The sequence below is a fragment of the Paraconexibacter sp. AEG42_29 genome (genome assembly GCF_040581415.1).
GTDB lineage: Bacteria > Actinomycetota > Thermoleophilia > Solirubrobacterales > Solirubrobacteraceae > Paraconexibacter.
Map to the genome: position 1 here is coordinate 1136436 of NZ_CP114014.1, position 17524 is coordinate 1153959.

Annotated in this window: 26 protein-coding genes and 1 tRNA gene; 20 read left to right on the plus strand and 7 right to left on the minus strand. The window is 70.7% G+C overall.

Translation table 11 applies throughout. The features are described 5' to 3' along the window. The first annotated feature begins 2 nt into the window (after window positions 1-2). From DSM112329_RS05435 to DSM112329_RS05445, 3 genes are all read left to right on the plus strand, one after another. Window positions 3-608 carry an FKBP-type peptidyl-prolyl cis-trans isomerase gene (locus DSM112329_RS05435; RefSeq protein WP_354700796.1) on the plus strand — a complete coding sequence of 202 codons (606 nt, stop codon included), beginning with the start codon at window positions 3-5 and terminating at the stop codon, window positions 606-608. Window positions 609-720: 112 nt separating this feature from the next. Next, on the plus strand, window positions 721-1110 hold the full coding sequence (locus DSM112329_RS05440; RefSeq protein WP_354700797.1) for a response regulator transcription factor: 390 nt from the start codon (window positions 721-723) through the stop codon (window positions 1108-1110). A 57-nt stretch (window positions 1111-1167) separates the two neighbouring features. Next, window positions 1168-1818 (plus strand): response regulator transcription factor, encoded by a 651-nt coding sequence (locus DSM112329_RS05445; RefSeq protein WP_354700798.1) that lies wholly within the window; start codon window positions 1168-1170, stop codon window positions 1816-1818. 16 nt (window positions 1819-1834) lie between these two features. On the opposite strand, the gene DSM112329_RS05450 is transcribed toward DSM112329_RS05445, so the two are convergent. Then, a complete protein-coding gene (locus DSM112329_RS05450) occupies window positions 1835-2356 on the minus strand; it encodes an NUDIX domain-containing protein (protein ID WP_354700799.1) in 522 nt (173 codons plus the stop codon). 12 nt (window positions 2357-2368) lie between these two features. Further along, window positions 2369-2596: a hypothetical protein gene (locus DSM112329_RS05455; protein ID WP_354700800.1), complete on the minus strand. Its 228-nt coding sequence runs from the start codon at window positions 2594-2596 to the stop codon at window positions 2369-2371. A gap of 76 nt (window positions 2597-2672) precedes the next feature. On the opposite strand from DSM112329_RS05455, the gene DSM112329_RS05460 reads away from it, so the two are divergent. The 7 genes from DSM112329_RS05460 (at window position 2673) to DSM112329_RS05490 (ending at window position 8185) form a co-directional block, all read left to right on the plus strand. Then, window positions 2673-3197, plus strand: coding sequence for a PadR family transcriptional regulator (locus DSM112329_RS05460; RefSeq protein ID WP_354700801.1), 525 nt, complete (start codon window positions 2673-2675; stop codon window positions 3195-3197). Continuing rightward, on the plus strand, window positions 3194-3928 hold the full coding sequence (locus DSM112329_RS05465) for an ABC transporter ATP-binding protein (protein ID WP_354700802.1): 735 nt from the start codon (window positions 3194-3196) through the stop codon (window positions 3926-3928). The genes DSM112329_RS05460 and DSM112329_RS05465 overlap by 4 nt, the downstream gene beginning before the upstream one ends. Then, window positions 3925-6291 carry an FtsX-like permease family protein gene (locus DSM112329_RS05470; RefSeq protein WP_354700803.1) on the plus strand — a complete coding sequence of 789 codons (2367 nt, stop codon included), beginning with the start codon at window positions 3925-3927 and terminating at the stop codon, window positions 6289-6291. Before DSM112329_RS05465 ends, DSM112329_RS05470 begins: the two co-directional genes overlap by 4 nt. Window positions 6292-6312: 21 nt before the next feature. Next, on the plus strand, window positions 6313-6738 hold the full coding sequence (locus DSM112329_RS05475; protein WP_354700804.1) for a CoA-binding protein: 426 nt from the start codon (window positions 6313-6315) through the stop codon (window positions 6736-6738). 92 nt (window positions 6739-6830) lie between these two features. Continuing rightward, window positions 6831-6903 (plus strand) — tRNA-Thr (locus DSM112329_RS05480). 171 nt (window positions 6904-7074) lie between these two features. Continuing rightward, the gene (locus DSM112329_RS05485; RefSeq protein ID WP_354700805.1) at window positions 7075-7197 is read left to right on the plus strand and encodes a hypothetical protein; all 123 of its coding nucleotides are present in this window, start codon (window positions 7075-7077) and stop codon (window positions 7195-7197) included. 133 nt (window positions 7198-7330) lie between these two features. Next, window positions 7331-8185 carry an inositol monophosphatase family protein gene (locus DSM112329_RS05490; RefSeq protein WP_354700806.1) on the plus strand — a complete coding sequence of 285 codons (855 nt, stop codon included), beginning with the start codon at window positions 7331-7333 and terminating at the stop codon, window positions 8183-8185. Window positions 8186-8264: 79 nt separating this feature from the next. On the opposite strand, the gene DSM112329_RS05495 is transcribed toward DSM112329_RS05490, so the two are convergent. Beyond that, window positions 8265-8822 carry a GNAT family N-acetyltransferase gene (locus DSM112329_RS05495; protein WP_354700807.1) on the minus strand — a complete coding sequence of 186 codons (558 nt, stop codon included), beginning with the start codon at window positions 8820-8822 and terminating at the stop codon, window positions 8265-8267. Between DSM112329_RS05495 and DSM112329_RS05500 the strand changes: the two genes are divergently transcribed. From DSM112329_RS05500 to DSM112329_RS05510, 3 genes are read left to right on the plus strand one after another with little or no spacing between them, the layout of a single operon-like run. Beyond that, entirely contained in the window at window positions 8821-9057 is a 237-nt protein-coding gene (locus DSM112329_RS05500; RefSeq protein WP_354700808.1) for a DUF2191 domain-containing protein, read from the plus strand. The genes DSM112329_RS05495 and DSM112329_RS05500 overlap by 2 nt on opposite strands. Beyond that, window positions 9054-9383: a type II toxin-antitoxin system PemK/MazF family toxin gene (locus DSM112329_RS05505; protein ID WP_354700809.1), complete on the plus strand. Its 330-nt coding sequence runs from the start codon at window positions 9054-9056 to the stop codon at window positions 9381-9383. The genes DSM112329_RS05500 and DSM112329_RS05505 overlap by 4 nt, the downstream gene beginning before the upstream one ends. Beyond that, window positions 9358-9762, plus strand: coding sequence for a type II toxin-antitoxin system PemK/MazF family toxin (locus DSM112329_RS05510; RefSeq protein ID WP_354700810.1), 405 nt, complete (start codon window positions 9358-9360; stop codon window positions 9760-9762). Before DSM112329_RS05505 ends, DSM112329_RS05510 begins: the two co-directional genes overlap by 26 nt. Here the strand turns inward: DSM112329_RS05510 and DSM112329_RS05515 are convergent. Further along, window positions 9700-10110 carry a GNAT family N-acetyltransferase gene (locus DSM112329_RS05515; RefSeq protein WP_354700811.1) on the minus strand — a complete coding sequence of 137 codons (411 nt, stop codon included), beginning with the start codon at window positions 10108-10110 and terminating at the stop codon, window positions 9700-9702. The genes DSM112329_RS05510 and DSM112329_RS05515 overlap by 63 nt on opposite strands. A 53-nt stretch (window positions 10111-10163) precedes the next feature. Between DSM112329_RS05515 and DSM112329_RS05520 the strand changes: the two genes are divergently transcribed. Both DSM112329_RS05520 and DSM112329_RS05525 read left to right on the plus strand, forming a co-directional pair. After that, the gene (locus tag DSM112329_RS05520) at window positions 10164-10355 is read left to right on the plus strand and encodes a hypothetical protein (RefSeq protein ID WP_354700812.1); all 192 of its coding nucleotides are present in this window, start codon (window positions 10164-10166) and stop codon (window positions 10353-10355) included. A 195-nt stretch (window positions 10356-10550) separates the two neighbouring features. Beyond that, window positions 10551-10712, plus strand: a complete 162-nt coding sequence (locus DSM112329_RS05525) for a hypothetical protein (RefSeq protein WP_354700813.1) — start codon at window positions 10551-10553, stop codon at window positions 10710-10712. 198 nt (window positions 10713-10910) lie between these two features. On the opposite strand, the gene DSM112329_RS05530 is transcribed toward DSM112329_RS05525, so the two are convergent. Next, a complete protein-coding gene (locus DSM112329_RS05530; RefSeq protein WP_354702444.1) occupies window positions 10911-11270 on the minus strand; it encodes an FKBP-type peptidyl-prolyl cis-trans isomerase in 360 nt (119 codons plus the stop codon). Between the two features lie 381 nt (window positions 11271-11651). Here DSM112329_RS05530 and DSM112329_RS05535 point away from each other — a divergent pair, with 381 nt between their 5' ends. From DSM112329_RS05535 to DSM112329_RS05545, 3 genes are all read left to right on the plus strand, one after another. Then, on the plus strand, window positions 11652-12560 hold the full coding sequence (locus tag DSM112329_RS05535; RefSeq protein ID WP_354700814.1) for an NAD-dependent epimerase/dehydratase family protein: 909 nt from the start codon (window positions 11652-11654) through the stop codon (window positions 12558-12560). Between the two features lie 166 nt (window positions 12561-12726). Next, on the plus strand, window positions 12727-13206 hold the full coding sequence (locus DSM112329_RS05540; protein ID WP_354700815.1) for a DUF6188 family protein: 480 nt from the start codon (window positions 12727-12729) through the stop codon (window positions 13204-13206). A 365-nt stretch (window positions 13207-13571) separates the two neighbouring features. Beyond that, window positions 13572-13919: an antibiotic biosynthesis monooxygenase family protein gene (locus DSM112329_RS05545; RefSeq protein WP_354700816.1), complete on the plus strand. Its 348-nt coding sequence runs from the start codon at window positions 13572-13574 to the stop codon at window positions 13917-13919. A gap of 50 nt (window positions 13920-13969) precedes the next feature. Here DSM112329_RS05545 and DSM112329_RS05550 read toward each other — a convergent pair whose 3' ends face one another. After that, window positions 13970-14527, minus strand: coding sequence for a hypothetical protein (locus DSM112329_RS05550; protein ID WP_354700817.1), 558 nt, complete (start codon window positions 14525-14527; stop codon window positions 13970-13972). Between the two features lie 121 nt (window positions 14528-14648). On the opposite strand from DSM112329_RS05550, the gene DSM112329_RS05555 reads away from it, so the two are divergent. Together DSM112329_RS05555 and DSM112329_RS05560 are read left to right on the plus strand one after the other, a co-directional pair. Further along, window positions 14649-15104, plus strand: a complete 456-nt coding sequence (locus tag DSM112329_RS05555) for a MerR family transcriptional regulator (protein WP_354700818.1) — start codon at window positions 14649-14651, stop codon at window positions 15102-15104. After that, window positions 15101-16066: an NAD-dependent epimerase/dehydratase family protein gene (locus DSM112329_RS05560; RefSeq protein ID WP_354700819.1), complete on the plus strand. Its 966-nt coding sequence runs from the start codon at window positions 15101-15103 to the stop codon at window positions 16064-16066. Before DSM112329_RS05555 ends, DSM112329_RS05560 begins: the two co-directional genes overlap by 4 nt. Before the next feature lie 54 nt (window positions 16067-16120). Here DSM112329_RS05560 and DSM112329_RS05565 read toward each other — a convergent pair whose 3' ends face one another. Then, entirely contained in the window at window positions 16121-17407 is a 1287-nt protein-coding gene (locus DSM112329_RS05565; protein WP_354700820.1) for a cytochrome P450, read from the minus strand. Window positions 17408-17524: the final 117 nt, after the last annotated feature.

Genomic DNA, 17524 nt, shown 5'->3' on the forward strand with positions numbered 1-17524 from the left:
CCATGAAGCCGACTCGAAAGACCGCAGCCGCGCTGGCCGCCGCGCTCCTCGCCCTGACCGCCGCCGGCTGCGGCGGCGACGACGCCAAGCCGGGTGCCGCCGATCAGGCGATCGCCGACTCCCCGGCCACGACCGCCTCCACCGCGTCCACGGCGTCGACCGCGTCGACGGCCTCCACGCCGGCGGACGCGAAGCCCGACACCTCCGGCGAGGGCGCCGTCCTGCCGATCAGCACCGACCTGAAGAAGAAGCCGTCCGTCCCGAAGCCGTCCGGCACCGCGCCGAAGGAGCTCGTCGTCAAGGACATCGTCGTCGGCAAGGGCGCCGAGGCCAAGACCGGCAGCGAGATCACCGTCAAGTACGTCGGCGTGAGCTACTCGACCGGCAAGCAGTTCGACGCGTCGTGGGACAACGGGCAGGACTTCCCGTTCGCGCTCGGCACCGGCGCGGTCATCCCGGGCTGGGACGAGGGCCTCGTCGGCATGAAGGTGGGCGGGCGCCGCGAGCTCGTCATCCCGGCCGAGAAGGCCTACGGCGCCGCGGGCTCGCCGCCGGCGATCGGACCCAACGAGACGCTGGTCTTCATCGTCGACCTCGTCAAGGCCTGACGCCCGGCTGCGGGAGGTTCCCCTCGTCCGATCGGATGAGGGGGACCCACCCATCGATAGGACGTGCGCACGATGCCGAACGGACGGAAAGATTCCGATACTCGGCTGCAGCGTGTCCGCCCTTCCCCTCACCGTCGTCATCGCCGATGACAGCGACGCCTACCGATCCGGCATCGCCCGGGCCGTCCGCGCGCACGGCGACCTCGAGCTGGTCGGCGAGGCGATCGAGGGCGACGGCGCCCTGGCGGCGATCGCCGAGCTCGCCCCGGACGTCGCGCTGCTGGACGTCCGCATGCCGGGTCTCGACGGGCTCGAGGTCTGCGAGCGGCTGCGGGCGCTGAATCCCGCAGCGGCGACCCGGGTCGTGCTGCTCAGCGCCTACATGGACGACGCCGTGGTCGCCCGGGCACGCGAGGCCGGCGCCGACGCGTACATGTCGAAGACCGCCACGCGCGGTGAGATCTGCTCTGAAGCGATCCGGGTGGTCCGCGGACTACAATGATTCTCCGGTCAGACCGGCGTCGCGGGCCCGCGACGTCCTGATCGACCGGAAATCATCATGAGCGAAGCCAATGCCCCGCGCGTCCGCGTCCTTGTCGCCGACGACCACCCCGTCTACCGGGAAGGCGTCTCGCGCGCGATCAAGGCCCGTCCTGAGTTCGAGCTGATCGCCGAGGCCGAGGACGGCCGCCGGGCGCTCGAGCTGGTTCAGGAGCTGAACCCCGACGTGGCCGTGCTCGACGTGCAGATGCCCGGCCTGCAGGGCAACGACGTCCTGCACGCCATCAAGCGCGACGGGCTCCCGACGCGCGTGGTGCTGCTGAGCGCGCATCTCGACAGCGAGACCGTCTACCGCGCGGTCGCCTCCGGGGCCGGCGCCTACCTCTCGAAGGAGTCCTCGCGCGAGCGGATCTGCGACGCAATCGCCGCGGTCGCCCGCGGTGAGGTCGTGCTGTCCGCCGAGGTCCAGGCCGGGCTCGCTTCGGAGATCCAGATCCGCGAGCGCGACCAGCGTCCCGCGCTGACCCCGCGCGAGCACGAGATCCTGGTGCTGACCGCCAACGGGCACAGCGCGCCGGACATCGGCAAGCAGCTGCACCTGAGCCAGTCGACGGTCAAGACCCACCTGAAGTCGCTGTACGAGAAGCTCGCCGTGAACGACCGTGCTGCCGCGGTCGCCGAGGCGATGCGCCGCGGGCTGCTCGAGTAACCCCCGGACGGCGTCGTCAGAGCCGGTTCGCGCCGTCGTCGAGCAGGTCGCGGAGGGCGCGCTCGGTCGACCAGAACGCCAGCTCGTCCCATGGGATCGCATCCGGCGCGAACGCCTGCACCTCGGTCGCCTCGGGGGTGAGCTGCGGGACGTCGCGGGTGTGCGCCGTGTAGACGATCAGCACGACGCGCTCCTCGGGGCGCGAGTAGACGCCGTGGAGCGCCTCCAGCGTGACCGTGATGCGCAGCTCCTCCTGGGTCTCGCGCACCGCCGCCTCCTCGACCGACTCGCCGAGGTCGACGAAGCCGCCGGGGAACGTCCAGAGCCCGAACCCGGGCTCGCGCTCGTTGCCGCGGCGCAGCAGCAGGACGCTGCCGTCGGAGTAGCGCGGGATCGCTGCAGCCACGGGCTTCGGGTTGAAGAACGCCTGATAGCCGCACTGGCGGCAGCCGAAGTGCCGCGGCGCGCTGATCGTCGGGTCCGCCGCTCCGCACCGCGGGCAGAACCGGACGCCGTGCAGCGAAGGGTTGAGCGACACCGGTGCCTCGCCTCAGGCCGCGTCCAGGTGGGCCGCGTGTTCCTCGACGAGCCGTCGCTGGATCGGGGTGAGGGCCGGCGGCGACGTGCCGTCCTCGAGCAGGACGCGGGCGGCCTGGTCGAGCGTCAGGCCCGTCCCGGTCAGCGTGCGCCCGATCAGCGGCGGGACGTCCGCGCCGCAGATGCCCGTGCCGCACGAGTCTGCGGGCTGCGGGTTCGGGCTCTCCGGCGTCCTGGACACGCCTTCGATGCTAGACGGTCGGCGTACTCCCTCAGTGTATGCACTACAGGTATACCTTGTGTGTATAGTCCCTCCCATGTCGATCGGAAAAACATTCCTGGGGCTGCTGGAAGGCGGCTCCTGCCACGGATATGACCTCAAGCGCACGTACGACGAGAAGTTCGGGCAGGACCGGCCGCTCGCGTACGGGCAGGTCTACGCGACGCTCTCGCGCCTGCTGAAGCACGGCTTCGTCGAGGTGGAGGGCGTCGAGGCCGGGGACGGTCCCGATCGCAAGCGGTACGCCATCACCGAGGCTGGGGTCGCCGACGTCGACACCTGGCTCGCCCAGCCCGAGAAGCCGGAGCTCTACTTGCAAAGCGTCCTCTACACGAAGGTCGTCCTCGCGCTTTTGACCGACCGGCCCGCGGGGGAGGTGCTCGACACGCAGCGGACCGAGCACCTGCGCCTGATGCGCGAGCTCACGCGCCGCAAGCTCGCGGGCGACCTCACCGACCAGCTCATCTGCGACCACGCGCTCTTCCACCTCGAGGCCGACCTGCGCTGGCTGGAGTTGACCGCCGCCCGTCTGGACGACCTGCAGAAGGAGGTGGCCGCATGAACGCAGTGCGCACCGCGCCCGCCGGCGCGTCGGATCCGTCCGCGGCGGGCACCCCCCGCTTCGTGCTCGAGGCCACCGACCTCCACAAGGCCTTCGGCAGCACCGCAGCGCTCGATGGCGCGTCCTTGTCGGTCGCGGCCGGCGAGGTCCTCGCCGTGATGGGCTCGTCCGGGTCCGGCAAGTCGACGCTGCTGCACTGCCTGGCCGGCATCGTCCAGCCGGACCGCGGGCGCGTCACGTACGCCGGCCGCGAGCTGTCGTCGCTCCCCGACTCAGGCCGCAGCGCCCTGCGACGCGGCGACTTCGGCTTCATCTTCCAGTTCGGGCAGCTCGTCCCCGAGCTCAGCTGCGTGGAGAACGTTGCGCTCCCGTTGCGGCTCAGCGGGACGAAGCGCCGGCCGGCGGAGGCGCAGGCGATGACATGGCTCGAGCGGCTCGAGGTCTCAGACGTCGCCGCGAAGACGCCCGGGCGGATCTCGGGTGGACAGGGGCAGCGCGTGGCGGTCGCGCGGGCGCTGGTGACCGGGCCGCGGGTGATCTTCGCGGACGAGCCGACGGGCGCGCTCGACTCGCTCAACGGCGAGCGCGTCATGCAGCTGCTGGTCGCCGCCGCGCGCGAGACCGGTGCCGCCGTCGTCCTTGTCACGCACGAGGCGCGGGTCGCGGCGTACTCCGACCGCGAGGTCGTCGTCCGTGACGGCCGCACGCGCGATTTGGACCCGGCGTCGTGAGCACGTCGTCGTCGTCCCGGATCGACGACCTGGCGCTTGGGGCCCGGATGGCCCTGGCGGGCGGGCGCAGCTCGCGCCTGCGGGCCGCGATGACGGCGATCGGGGTCGGGCTCGGCGTTGCGCTGCTCCTGGCCGCGGCGTCGATCCCGGCCATGATCGCGGGCAGTGAGGACCGGGGTTCTGCGCGGTCGACGCCCTTCGGCGGCGGGCCGACGAAGGCCGGCCCAGGCACGCTGCTGATCGGGGGCGTCGACACGACCTACCGCGGTGACGACCTGATCGGTCGCGACCTCCAGCGCGAGGGACCGCGGGCACCGGCGCCGCCCGGTGTCCGGCAGCTTCCCGCGCCGGGCACGATGGTCGTCTCGCCGAAGCTGAACGACCTGCTGAACAGCTCACAGGGGCGGCTGCTGCGCGAGCGCCTCGATGCCCGCGTCGTCGGCATCATCGGCGACAGCGGCCTCCGCGGGCCGGCCGAGCTCGTCTTCTACCGCGGCACCGATCGCTTCGGGAAGCTCGCGGGGGTGTCGGCGGACCGTGACGTCGAGCGCATCGCGCGCTTCGGGGACGGTCAAAAGGCCGAGCCGCTCGGCCCGCTGCTGTCCCTGATCGTGGCGATCGCGGTCATCGTCCTGCTCCTCCCGGTGGCGGTCTTCGTGGCCGCGGCGGTCCGCTTCGGCGGGGAGGACCGCGATCGGCGCCTGGCGGCACTGCGGCTGGTGGGCGCCGACCGCGCGACTGCGGCCCGCGTGGCCGCGGGGGAGACGCTCTTCGGTGCCGTCGCCGGCATCGGGGTCGGCGCGGCGCTGTTCTTCGGGCTGCGGCCGCTGGTCGAGCGGTTCTCGATCGAGGACATCAGCGTCTTCGCGGGCGACGTCCGCCCTAGCGCGGTGCTCACCGTGCTGATCCTCGTGCTTGTGCCGCTGGCCTCGGTGCTCGTGTCGCTGCTCGCGCTGCGACGGGTCGTGATCGAGCCGCTGGGGGTCGTCCGCCGCGCGCCCGACGCCCGGCGCCGGCTGCGGTGGCGCGTCGTCCCCGCCCTGATCGGCCTGGCGCTGCTGGTGCCGCTGCGCGACGGGCTGTCCACCACCGACGGCTCCGACGACCAGTACCAGGCGGCGGCCGGGGTGTTCTTCGGGCTGATCGGCATCACCGCCGTCCTGCCGTGGCTCGTCGAGGTCGTCGTCCGCCGGATGCACGGTGGCTCGCTGTCCTGGCAGCTCGCGACCCGGCGGCTGCAGATGGATGGCGGTACCGCGGCGCGCGTGGTCAGCGGCATCGCGGTCGCGGTGGCCGGGGCGATCGCGCTGCAGACGCTCTTCACCGCGGCGGAGCGCGAGTCGACGCGCAACGTCTACTACGAGAACGGCCGGCCGCAGCTGGCGTCGCCGCTCCAGGGCCAGTCCACGCGCGACCGCGCGCAGGTCTCGGCCAATTACTTCAACGCGCCGGACGGGACGACGCCGGCCGGCCTGGTCCACGAGCTGCGTAGCGTGCCGGGTGTCAGCGGCGTGATCGGCACGGCGCAGGTGACCGCGCAGCGGCGGGGCCACGCCGACGACTACCTGGAGATCGTCGCGGGCGACTGCCGTGCCCTGCGCGAGTACGGCCAGGTCCGGACGTGCCAGGACGGCGACGTCTTCATTCCGCCGGGCTTCGACAGCCGGGTCGTCGCCCGTCCGGGCGATCGGCTGATCATCGGCGAGGGCAGCCGCGGGCGGGTCCGCTGGACCGTGCCGGCGGGGGCGCGCAAGGTCGGCGCCCGTACCGACCCAGGCGGCGGGCAGAACGACTACCTGCTCGTCACCCCCGGTGCGCTCGGATCGCTGCGCCTGCCGCGGCCCACGATCGAGGCGTACGCCAAGACCCCACCCGGCGACGACACGCTCGAGCTCGTCCGGAACGCTGTCGCCCGCGTCGACCCGTCGGCCTACGTCACCGAGTTGACGGCCACGCGAACCGCGGAGGCGTACACCACGGTCCGCCGCGGGGTCTACGCCAGCGCTGTGGCGGTCCTCCTGCTCATCGGAGCGTCGCTGCTGGTCGGGGCGCTCGAGCAGCTGCGGGAGCGGCGACGGGTGCTGGCCGTCCTCGTCGCGTTCGGGACACGGCGGTCGACCATGGCCACCTCGGTGCTGTGGCAGGCGCTCGTCCCGGTCACGCTCGGCCTGCTCGTGGCGGTCGCCGTCGGGGCGACGCTCGGCGCCCTGCTCCTGAAGATGGCCTCCGAGCCGGTGATCTACGACTGGGGCACCATCGCCGCGATGACCGGCGCCGGTGGCGCCGTCGTCCTGCTCGTCACCGCCCTGAGCATGCCTGCGCTGTGGCGCCTGATGCGTCCGGACGGGTTGAGGACGGAGTGAACCGGGGATGCTTTCCCGAGCATGCGACACGACTCCACGCCTGAGGTAATCCGCGAGCTGCTCACCGAGACCAAGGTCTGGGCGGTGGTCGGCTGCTCCCCGGAGCCGGCCCGCGACTCCCACCGTGTCGCGGCCTTCCTGCAGGAGCGGGGCTTCCGGGTCATCCCGGTGAACCCCACGGTGACCGGCCAGATCCTCGGCGAGGACTGCTACCCGGACCTCGCGTCCATCCCGGCCACCGAGGGCGTCGAGGTGGTGGACATCTTCCGCCGCTCCGAGCACGCGGGGGAGTACGTCGACGAGGCGATCGCCATCGGGGCGAAGGGCGTCTGGTTGCAGCTCGGCGTGATCGACGGCGCCGCAGTCGCCCGGGCCCACGCGGCCGGTTTGTCCGCGGTGATGGACCGCTGCCCGGCGATCGAGCTGCCGCGCATCGTCGACGTCTGAGGCCACGAGCCCCGCGAATCCTCCGACCGCCTCGGCGTGTCCCGCAGGGCGCGACCCGTCGGGGCCGTCAGCCGCTACGATTCCGAAAACCCGCTCTCTTAGCTCAGTTGGTAGAGCACTTCCATGGTAAGGAAGGGGTCATCGGTTCGAGTCCGATAGAGAGCTTCCGGGATTTGCAGGGATTTCGTCGGTTCCGAGTCCTGGCAGATCTCCGGAGAGGTACAAAACGGGTACATCCGTGCACGGACCCGGCGGATCTCCTCCTCGGGGGACACCCGGTCCTCCGGCTCCATCGAAGACGTGGGCGTAAGTGCTCAGTGTCATCGGGCGAGCGCCATGCGCAAGGCCGCCGATGAATGGTTGATGGTCAAGGACGATCCGGCTGCGCGTGCTGCCTACCTGGACGGTTGGATGTACGACGTCTGCGGCTACCGTCGCGACGCCCCGGCGGCCGGGTGACGCGCAGCGCGGCGGCCGGGCGGCCGGATCGCTAGCCGGGCACGTGCGCTTTGCGCGAGAAGTGGCATCGCTGGCCGCGTCCGCCCGGTAAGGGTTCGGGACGGACGGCACACCGCGACAGGGAGCTTGCGGCGTGTGGTGCCAGCTGACCGGTGCAACCGATCACCGCGTCGGGCGTAGTTCCACCATGCAGACGCCTCCCGTTACGTTCCGCACCGAGACTGAGGCTGCGATCGCCGCGGTCCAGAACGCCCTCAGGACCGCATCCGGCCGGGTCGGTTCGGACCACCTGACGATGAAGGGCGCTCGGGACATCGTCACCGAGACTGACGTCGTCATCGAGGATGCGCTGCGTACCGCGCTGAGCAAGACGTCCGCGCAGGACGTCGTCGGTGAGGAGCGCGGCGGTCGAGCCACCGACAGCGCCCACTGGATCGTTGATCCACTGTGCGGAACGCGGAACTTCGCCTCCGGCATACCGCTGTACTGCGTCAACGTCGCCCTCGTCGAGAACAAGCGCGTGACCGCCGCCGTCGTCGGCGACGCCTCGACCGGCGACATTCTGATCGCAGAAGCCCGCTCCGGGGCGTGGGCGCTGCGTAGGGACGCGATTCACCGGCTGAACGCGACGGCGGACAGCGGGTCGATCATCGTCGAAGCGGGCAAATCGACGCAGAACCGACGCGAGCACGCAGCTCGTTTCGTCTCCGACTTCGTGCGCGCCGACCGCTGGGAACTGCTCGCCCTCAGCTCGACCCTGTCCACGGCCTACGTCGCAGCAGGCCGCGCCGCGGCCTACGTGCAGTTCTTCGCGACGACCGTCCACAACGCCGCCGGCAGCCTCGTCGCGACCGAAGCCGGCGCGACCGTCACCGACATCGACGGCAACCCATGGACAACGGACTCCGACTCGCTCATCGCCAGCGCTGACCCGCAACTGCACGACGAACTGCTCACGCTGGTCCACGCCACCACTGCCCGCCCCTGAACGCCCACACGTGTCCGGCGGGGGTTCCCAGGAGTCGCGCGCCGTTGCGATCGCGCGGCGGCGCAGCACTGTGCCGGAATCATGTCGCGGCATTGCGTACCTGGGCGATCGTCGCCATCAGCGTCAGGTCGTCCCCGGGGAGCGGCTCGAAGCCGAACCGTTGGTAGAACGCTGCGGCCTGCTGGTCGATGGCGTCGATGAGGATGGCGCGGATGACGACCTCGTCCGCGGCTCGGACGGCGCGACGCATGGCGTCGGCGAGGAGCGCCGCGCCGAACCGGGTGCCTTGGTGGGGGCGGTCGACAGCGAGGCGGGCGAGCAGGACCACCGGGATCGGAAAGCGCTTCGACATTCCCCGGCGGACGCTTCCAGTGGCGCGTTCGTGGTCGAGCTGCGCGACGACGAGGGTGTAGTAACCGGCGACGTGGCCGCCCGGGTCGGCGGCGACGTAGGTCCGGGCCGCGTCACGGCGTTGACTTTGGCCGGCGTACGCGCGGAGCCACGTGTCCAGGCGTGCGTTGCCGCAGGTGAAAGCGTCGACCCGGTGGTACCCGGGGTCCAGCGGCCCCGGGGGCGCGAGCGTCACGTCGGCCAGGGCAGCGGCCCGTGCGCCACACTCGTGGCATACTTGTGGCATGTCGCGGATCAGGGTCAGCACCACCGTCGATGGCGATCTGCTTGCCCGAGCGCGCGGCCTGCGAGCTGGAACGCCGGACTCCGCCCTCCTCGACGAAGCGCTTACGGCGCTCGTCGCGCGCCACCGCGCCGCGGAGATCGACGCCGCGTACAGCGCTTACGACGAGCATCCCCTCAGTGAGCCCGACGAGTGGGGCGACCTTGCGTCCTTTCGCGCGGCCGCATCAACGTCATGAACGCTCCCGCTCGCGGGGAGATCTGGTGGTCCGAGCTCCCGGAGATCGGCCGACGACCGGTACTCGTGCTCTCGCGCGACGCTGCGATATCTCGCTTGCGACGCTCGATCATCGCGCCCTGCACAACCACCGTGCGTGGCCTCGCCAGCGAGGTCGTCCTGGACCCCGACACCGACCCGGTTCCCCGCCGCTGCGCGGTCAACTTCGATTCCATCGAGAGCATCTCGATCGGGATGCTCGTCGAGCGACTCGGCCGCGTGAGCGACCTACGCATGACCGACGTCTGCGCAGCGCTCAACGTTGCGGTCGCATGCTCCGGCTCTTAGCGCCGGCCGCCGTCACTGCCTCAAATCGCCGAACGCTGGCGCCTACAACCGCTCGGCGCTTCCCACCGTCACCGTCGTCGTCCTCACCACGAACCGCGCGCTGGCCGCACTCCCTGGCAACGTCGCCATCCCCGGCGAAACCGACGGCATCACCGCAGACTCAGTGGCCGATGTCACTCAAATCGCCACCATCGATCGATCAGCGCTCGAGGAACGCCTAGACGTTCTTCCGGCTTGGCTCCTCGCCCAAGTCGACTCCGGCCTCTCGCGCGCACTGGCACTGACCAACACGTACGGAAACCGTCGCGACGACCGGTCAGCGTTCCAGGAGTCGCTCGCCGTTGCGATCGCGCGGCCGTGCAGCACTGTGCCGGAATAATGTCCCGGCATTGCGTACCTGGGCGATCGTCGCCATCAGCGTCAGGTCGTCCCCGGAGAGCGGCTCGAAGCCGAACCGTCGGTAGAACGCCGCGATGAGGATGGCGCGGATGCCGACCTCGTCCGCGGCTCGGACGGCGCGACGCATGGCGTCGGCGAGGAGCGCCGCGCCGAGCCCGGTGCCCTGGTGGGGGCGGTCGACAGCGAGCCGGGCGAGCAGGACCGCCGAGATGGGAAAGCGCTTCGACTCCCCGGCGGACGCTTCCAGTGGCGCGTTCGTGGTCGAGCTGCGCGACGACGAGGGTGTAGTGCCCCTGACGGAGAGGTGGAGGTCCGTAACGGCGAACATCGTCTGTGGGCTGGCATCGCATGCGGCGGACGAAACCGGGTAGGAGCTGGCCTATGGGAGAGCTCGTTGTCGTCGTTGGCGAACAAGCCAGTCCCGGCCTGTACTCCTGCACCCGCTGCTGGGACCAGCTCAGGCTCGTCGCGGCCGCGCCGTTGCACGCATGTCGGGAATGCGAACACGAGCAGTTCAAGCTGCTCGTCCCGGCCAGAGCGGGCGACCCCCTCCCGGCTGGCGCAAGCGGATAAGCACGTCACGCGCTGATCCGGCGGGACTCCCGCGCAACAGCGGGCACCCGACTGCCGGCGGCATGGCCGTAAGCGCCCGTGAGTCGACGCTCTCCGGGTCGTCCGGTGAGGGTTCGTCGGTCGGGCTACATCTAGCGATCCGGCGTTCCAGGACGTGGCACGACTAGCCCCGCACGCCTGGGTAGACGTCGCAACATGAATCCTCCGAAGAACCCTGCCGACGACGGACCCGCGCACGAAGGCGTGCTCGCGCGCGACACCCCGCCGCACATCGACCCCGACGACCCGAAGCCAGAGATTTCAGACGAAGCCCTCGACACCGAGACACTGGGCGAGGGCGGGCCCGCAGGCGCCTGAGCGACGTTGCCTTCCCGGCGGCGGCTCCCGGCGATCGCAGCAGAAGGGGGAGACGCCCGGCCGGCGGACTGAGACCGTCGAAGGGATCGGCTTCGGCACGGTCCTCCGGGCGAGTTGCTCACCGCTGACCGCCGGCGCGACGGCTCGGCGCTTCCGCAGCAACGGGCGATCGGCCATGGCCGGCGACGGAACCCGTTCCTACCCTCCGACCTTGAGCAGGTCGACGACGAAGATCAGGGTCTCACCGGGAGCGATCACGCCGGATCCGGTGGATCCGTAACCCAAGCGGGGCGGGATGACGAGCTCGCGCCGCCCGCCGACCCTCATGCCCGGAATGCCCTTCTCCCAGCCGGAGATGACGGTGTCCGCCCCGAGCCGGAACGAGAACGGCTCGGCCTTGCGGTCCCAGGATGCGTCGAACTTCTTGCCGGTGGAGAGCGCGTAGCCCGTGTACTGGACCTCGACGCTTCGGCCGGACGTGGCCTTCTTGCCTTTGCCGACCACCAGGTCCTTCTTGATCAGCGCCGCCGGCGCCCTTCCGGGCTGCTTGAGGACGATGGGCTCCCGCCTGAGGTTCTTGGCATGCCTGACGGGCTTCAGCGAACTCTTGGTGACGGGCTTCGTGGCCGCTCCAGACGCCGACAGCACGGGCATCGCAGCAGCAGCGGTGACAGCCGCGACCAACGTGGTCGCGGCGAAGACAGAGGAACGGCGGTGAAAGCTCATCTACGGCGTGAGGGTATCTCGCGGTTTCGTGGAGTCGTACTGACCCGCGGAGCCGTCGCCTCGGTTCGCCGACTCAACGGCATCTCCGCGATGCCTCTAGGCGAGCCGAGGCGGCTCCGTGAGAGCGAAAGGCGAAGTCACCCATGTGACGAGGGCCGGATCGCAAGGAGCGCCGCCCGCCTGAGCTGCGGGCCGGCGTGTCAGCATGGACGCATGCCTGACCGTGCTCCGCTCGTCGTCGTCACCGGCGCCAACGGCTTCGTCGGCTCCCGCGTCTGCGAGGCGTTGTCCGCGCGCGGCGCGGCCGTGCGGGCCGTAGTGCGCCGCGCCGTCAGCTCGGCCACGCCCGACGGCGTGGAGATGCACGTCGGCGATTTCGGCGACGCGGCCTTCGCGGCCGAGGTCCTCGCCGGCGCCGACGCGGCCGTCACCACGGTGCACCCCATGGGCAGCGACCGGGCGGCGCAGGAGCGCGTCGGGATCGAGGCGACGCGGACGTTCGCCATGGCAGCGCGCGACGCCGGGGTCGCGACGCTCGTGCACGTCTCGACCGCTGCCGTCTACGCACGCCGGCCCACGACCGGCGGCGTCGATGAGGACGGCGCCCTGGTCGGCGACGACGCCGGCGACTACGCCGTCACCAAGCGGGACGCTGACGCCGCGCTGGCCGCGGTGGAGGGCATCACGCGCGTCCTCGTCCGGCCGCCCGCGATCCTCGGTCCTGGCGAGACGTCCGTGTGGAACACGCTGCGCCCGCAGCGCATCCGCGACGACGAGGCTGACCGCCGCACCCCGCCCCACGGCACCTACGCCTGGGTGCACGTCGAGGACCTCTCAGCGCTGATCGCCGACGTGGCGACGGGCGTGATCGCGCCGGCGCAGGACGCGGAACGCGGACCGGTTCCTGACGGCTGCACCCCGGTCAACGTGGCGGCGCCTTCGGCCACCCAGCGCCAGTACTTCCAAACGGTGACCGGCGCGCTGGGCGTCGACGCGATCTGGGACGACGGCCCGGCCTGGACGGGCGCGATCCTCGCGGGCCGCGCCCGTTCGTGGGGTTGGGGACCGCGGGTCACCCTCGACGAGGCGCTGCGCGAGCTCGCCGACGGCCTGCGCGCCTGAGTCCGGAAGCCCATGTTGTCGTGCTCGATCACGCGGAAGACACGTGCGAGCCCGGGAGCATCGTTGGCCCTGATGGCGGAGAGCACCATGGCCGGCGCGGTCGCGGCAAATCCACAGGTCGTTGACGTTGACCCGCCTACCGCGCTCGGCTAACTGGACGCGCAGCATGGCCGCCGAACACTCGCCGCGCTTGGTTTGGGTTCCGCAGGGGTTCGCATCGGAGACACTTCGGCATGTGTCGCTCACGGAGGCTCAGGACGGTTGGACGATCGATGCCGTTGGGTTCGAGGTCCTCACGGTCCAGTTCAGCGGTCGGACCTCGCTCACCGTCTACGCAGACGGAGGCGCCACCTGCACGGTCGCCTTCGGAGGCGAGTTCGACTTTCGCGACCGGTCGGGACGCCTCCACGAGCTGGATGCCGATGCCGGCTCCTGGGCGCCGCTGCAGCGCCTGCTCGAGCTTCGTCATGACCTTGTCCAGTCGCTCCAGGTGTCTCACGGCGGCGACGTCCAGATCCGGTTCAGCAGCGGGGCGGGCGTCAGCGCACGCCCGGACGCCGCCTACGAGAGCTGGGAGATCACCGGACCGGGCAGCCTCAACCTGGTGTGCCCGCCGGGCGGCGGCGACCCGCGCATCCGAACATAGGCTCGAGCCCGTCCGGACGAGGTTCGACAGCGGACGCGAGTTCGGTGTGACCACCGCGCTGCGGCGATGATGCCGGGATGACCGACGACACCAAGCGCAAACTCAGCCTGGCGGCCGGGATCGTGATTGGCTTCGTGATCCTCTTCGTCCTGTTTGCTCTGCTCTGAGCGACGTCTCGGTCGCCGTGGATGGCCGCCCCGAAGACCTTCGTCGCAGGACGGTCCGAGTTCCCCCCGCGCGCGACGGCGAACCGACGGCGTGCCGCATCGGCCTGCTTTGCGAGGCCCCGTCCGGTGAGGGTTCGCCGGTTGACCTAGCGGACAGGCTGATGATCGGTGAACCCGTCTTGGGGGTAGCGGATCTGCATGGCTGAGCTTCTTGGTGTCGCGCGCTTCACGTTCTTCGAGGGGAAGGCCGAGGACTTCAAGCGCCTCTCGGCGCAGTGCATGGAGGTCGTCCGCACGAAGGACACCGGGACGCTGCAGTACGAGATCTTCCTCGACGAGGAGGAGGCGTCTGCCGTCGTCATCGAGCGCTACCGAGATTCCGAGGCGCTGCTCGAGCACTTCGCGAACATCGGCGAAGAACTGATGGCGGCGATGCAAGAGGTCGGCACCCTCGAAGGAGAGACGCTCGGCGATCCGAGTCCCGAGTTGCGCGCGATGCTCAACGGGCCCCAACCCCGTCTGCTGTCGCCGTTCCTCTCGCTGTAACCCCTGGAGTTCTGAGACGTCAGGCGGGCGTGCATTGACCGCTCGACGACTTACTCGATTCCGGCTTCGCCACGCGCGCGGGCGTCCTCGGCAGCCGCCGCGCAGACCGGGTCGGTCTCGACGTCCGAGGCGATGGTCATCTGTCCCAGGTCGGTGCGCGCGGCACGGCCGCGCAGGCTCTGCACCTCGACAGAGAACGTCTCGGCGGGCTCGCAGGTCCGGTCGGCGACGGTCGGGATCGTGAGGTTCAGGTTCTTCGTCCGGCCCGCCTTGACGACGTGGGTCGTCACTCGGGTGGCGGCGTAGTCGATGCCGGCGGTGGCCGAGCCGTTCTTCAGCGCGATCCGGAACGTGCAGTTGCCCCTGCCCTTCTTGCAGACGAGCGCGGTTGAGAGGCGGACGGCTTGGCCCTCGGTCACCGTCGTCGGGATCAGCCCCGCGGCCACGAGCGTCGACGGCACCAGTTGCGGGGCCGGCGCGGGTGCCGACGCGACCGGCGGCGCCAGCGCGGTCTGCGCGCCGGCCGGCGTAGCGAATGCGCAGGCGACGAGTAGCGGGCCTGCAGCGGTGAGGGCCAAGCGGGCGGCGATGGTGCGGATGGCGGGCATTGGAGGGCTCTCGGTTCGTGGTGTGGCTGACGAGCACCATCAAACCGAGGTGACGATGAAGCCAACATGAAGCCGCCCCCAGCTTGACTTCAAGCGCTTGAGGTTTTCGATACTGGTCGACATGACTTCCTTTTCGACTGTCGAGCAGGCCGCGGAGTTGCCGATTCGCGAGGTAGCGCGGCGTACCGGCTTCAGCAGGGCGACGCTGCGGTACTACGAGAGCATCGGCCTCGTCGCGCCGGTCGCGCGCGATGACAGCAGTGGCCACCGCCGCTACGACGAGCGGGCGGTGCAGATGCTCGAGGCACTGGCGTGTCTGCGGACCACCGGCATGGGCGTGGAGGCGATGCGCGCCTATCTGCACAACATGGAGCGCGGGCACGTCGCCGCCGCGGACCAGCGCCGGCTGTTCGAAGAGCATCACGCCCGCGTGATGCGTGAGATCGAGCAGCTGCACACCCGGGCGCGTTACCTGGACGGCAAGGTGCGGCTCTGGGCAGCGCGCGAGGCCGGCGACGCGGACGGACAAGCCGGGGCGATCGAGGACCTCGGGGTATTGACGGAGGCCCTCCGATGAGCCGCGTCCTCGTCACCGGCGGGTCGGGGTTCCTCGGTGGGCACATCCTCGTCCGCCTGCTGGCCGACGACCACGACGTGCGGACCACCGTGCGGTCGCTCGCTCGGCGAGGCGAGGTCCAGGCGGTCCTCGCGGCCGCGGGAGCGCGGGAACCGGACCGGGTGACCTTCGCCATGGCCGACCTCACCGGCGACGCCGGCTGGGCCGACGCGGTCGCCGACCGGGACGTCGTCGTGCACGTCGCCTCCCCGTTCCCGCCCGGCGAGCCGGAACACGAAGCTGAACTGATCGTTCCCGCCCGCGAGGGCACGCTGCGCGTCCTGCGTGCGGCGGCTGCGGCCGGTGTCGCTCGGGTCGTCCTGACATCGTCGTTCGCCGCCGTGGGCTACACGCCGAAGCCCGACCCGGGCGAGCCGTACACGGAGGAGGACTGGACCGACCCCGCCGGGGACGTCGGGGCCTACGTGAAGTCCAAGACGCTCGCGGAGCGCGCAGCGTGGGACTGGGTCGCGGGCAACCCGACCGGCCCGGAGCTCACGGTCATCAACCCGACCGGCGTCTTCGGCCCGGTCCTCGGATCCGACCGCTCGAGCTCGATCGCCCTCGTCGAGGCGCTGCTGGCGGGCGCCACGCCCGCGCCCCCGGCAACCTCCTTCGGCGTGGTCGATGTCCGGGACGTGGCGGAGCTCCACGTCCGCGCGATGAGCGCACCGCACGCGGCGGGCGAGCGCTATCTGGCCGTCGGGCATGACGGCATCTCACTCGGGCGGATCGCGCGGATCCTGCGGAACGGCCTCGGCGAGGACGCTGCGCGCGTCCCGTGGGCCGACGCCGACGAAGCAACGACGTCGTCGGGCAAGCCGGCCAAGCGGATCTCGAACGCCAAGGCCCGGGCGACGTTCGACTGGTCTCCGCGGCCACTCGACGAGACGATCCTCGACACGGGCCGCAGCCTGACGTGAACTGGCTCGGACTTCCGCCAGCCGCGTCCGTTCTGCCGCGACGCCCCCGCTCGACTAACTCGGCGGGGTCCAGCGCACGGGTAGGTGATGCACGCCGTTGAGGAAGTTCGAGACGACGTAGACGGGGTCCCCGGCGAGGTCGATATCGGGCATCGTCTTGTAGATGTGCTGCAGCGCGGCTTTGCCCATCTCGCGGCCGAGGGCGGAGCCGATGCAGAAGTGAGGGCCGCCGGCCCCGAACGCGAGGTGGTTCTTGGTCTCGCGGTTGATGTCGAACTTCGCGGCATCCGGGAAGACGTCCTCGTCGCGGTTGCCCGAGCAGTACCACATGACGAGCTTCTCGCCCGCCTTGATGTCCACGCCGCCGATGGTGGTGTCGACGATCGCGGTGCGGCGGAAGTGCTGGATCGGGCCGGAGTGGCGGAGGGTCTCCTCGATGACCTTGCCGGAGTATGCGTCGATATCGGAGAGGAACAGCTCGCGCTGGTCGGGGTGCTCGGACAACAGCCGGACGGCGTGGGCGATCGTGTGCCGGGTGGTGTCGTTGGCGGCGGAGCCAAGGAGCGAGAAGAAGGACATGATCTCCCAGTCCTCGAGCTTGCGGCCCTCGAACTCGGCGTTCACGACCCAGGACACGAGGTCGTCGCCGGGCTTCTCGCGGCGCTTCTCGGCGACCTCGAGCGCGACGTCCTGGATCCGCATCGCCTCTTCGGCGTGGGTCGTGATCGCGTCGCGGCCCTGCGCGGCCTCCGGGTCGTCCCAGGCGAGCATCTTCTCGGCGGCGTCCATGAGGATCTGCTGCTCCTCGGTGCCCTGCTCGACCCCGAAGAAGTGCGCGAAGATGCGGCCGGGGAGCTCCTTGGCGAACAGCTGGCAGAACTCCCCCTCGCCCTTGTCCTGCATCTCCTCGACGAGCTCGCGGGCGTGGTCGTGGATCCAGGACTCGATCTTCTTGACGTTCCGCGGGGTGAAGGCGGTGTGGACGATTCCGCGTTGCTGACGGTGGTCCGTGCCGTCCATCGCCAGGAACGAGTGCGCCCCGATCTGGACGATCTCCGGGAAGTCCTCCATGACGATGCCCTTGCCGGAGACGAAGCGGGACACGTCACGGGAGACCTCGCGGCAGTCGGCCCAGCGCCAGAGCGACCAGAACCCCGGCGTGTCCTCGTCGGGCGGAAGCAGCGTCGACTCGTACGGCCGGTGCCAGGAGACGGGGCACTCCTTGCGGAACGTCGCGAACACGTCGTCGCGCTCCTCGTACGGGCGCTCCCAGAACCCGCGGGCGGAGATATCGGCCGCGGGATCGTCGATCGTCGGCTTCTGCGTGACCTGCGTGGACATGTCGCTCTCCTGTGGGTTTCCGTCGCGGCAGCCGCCGGACGGTGGAACGCGGACTCACTGGCCAGCCTCCCATACGCCCGACCCGCCGACCCTCTCCTGAGGGGGGAACTGCCTGCC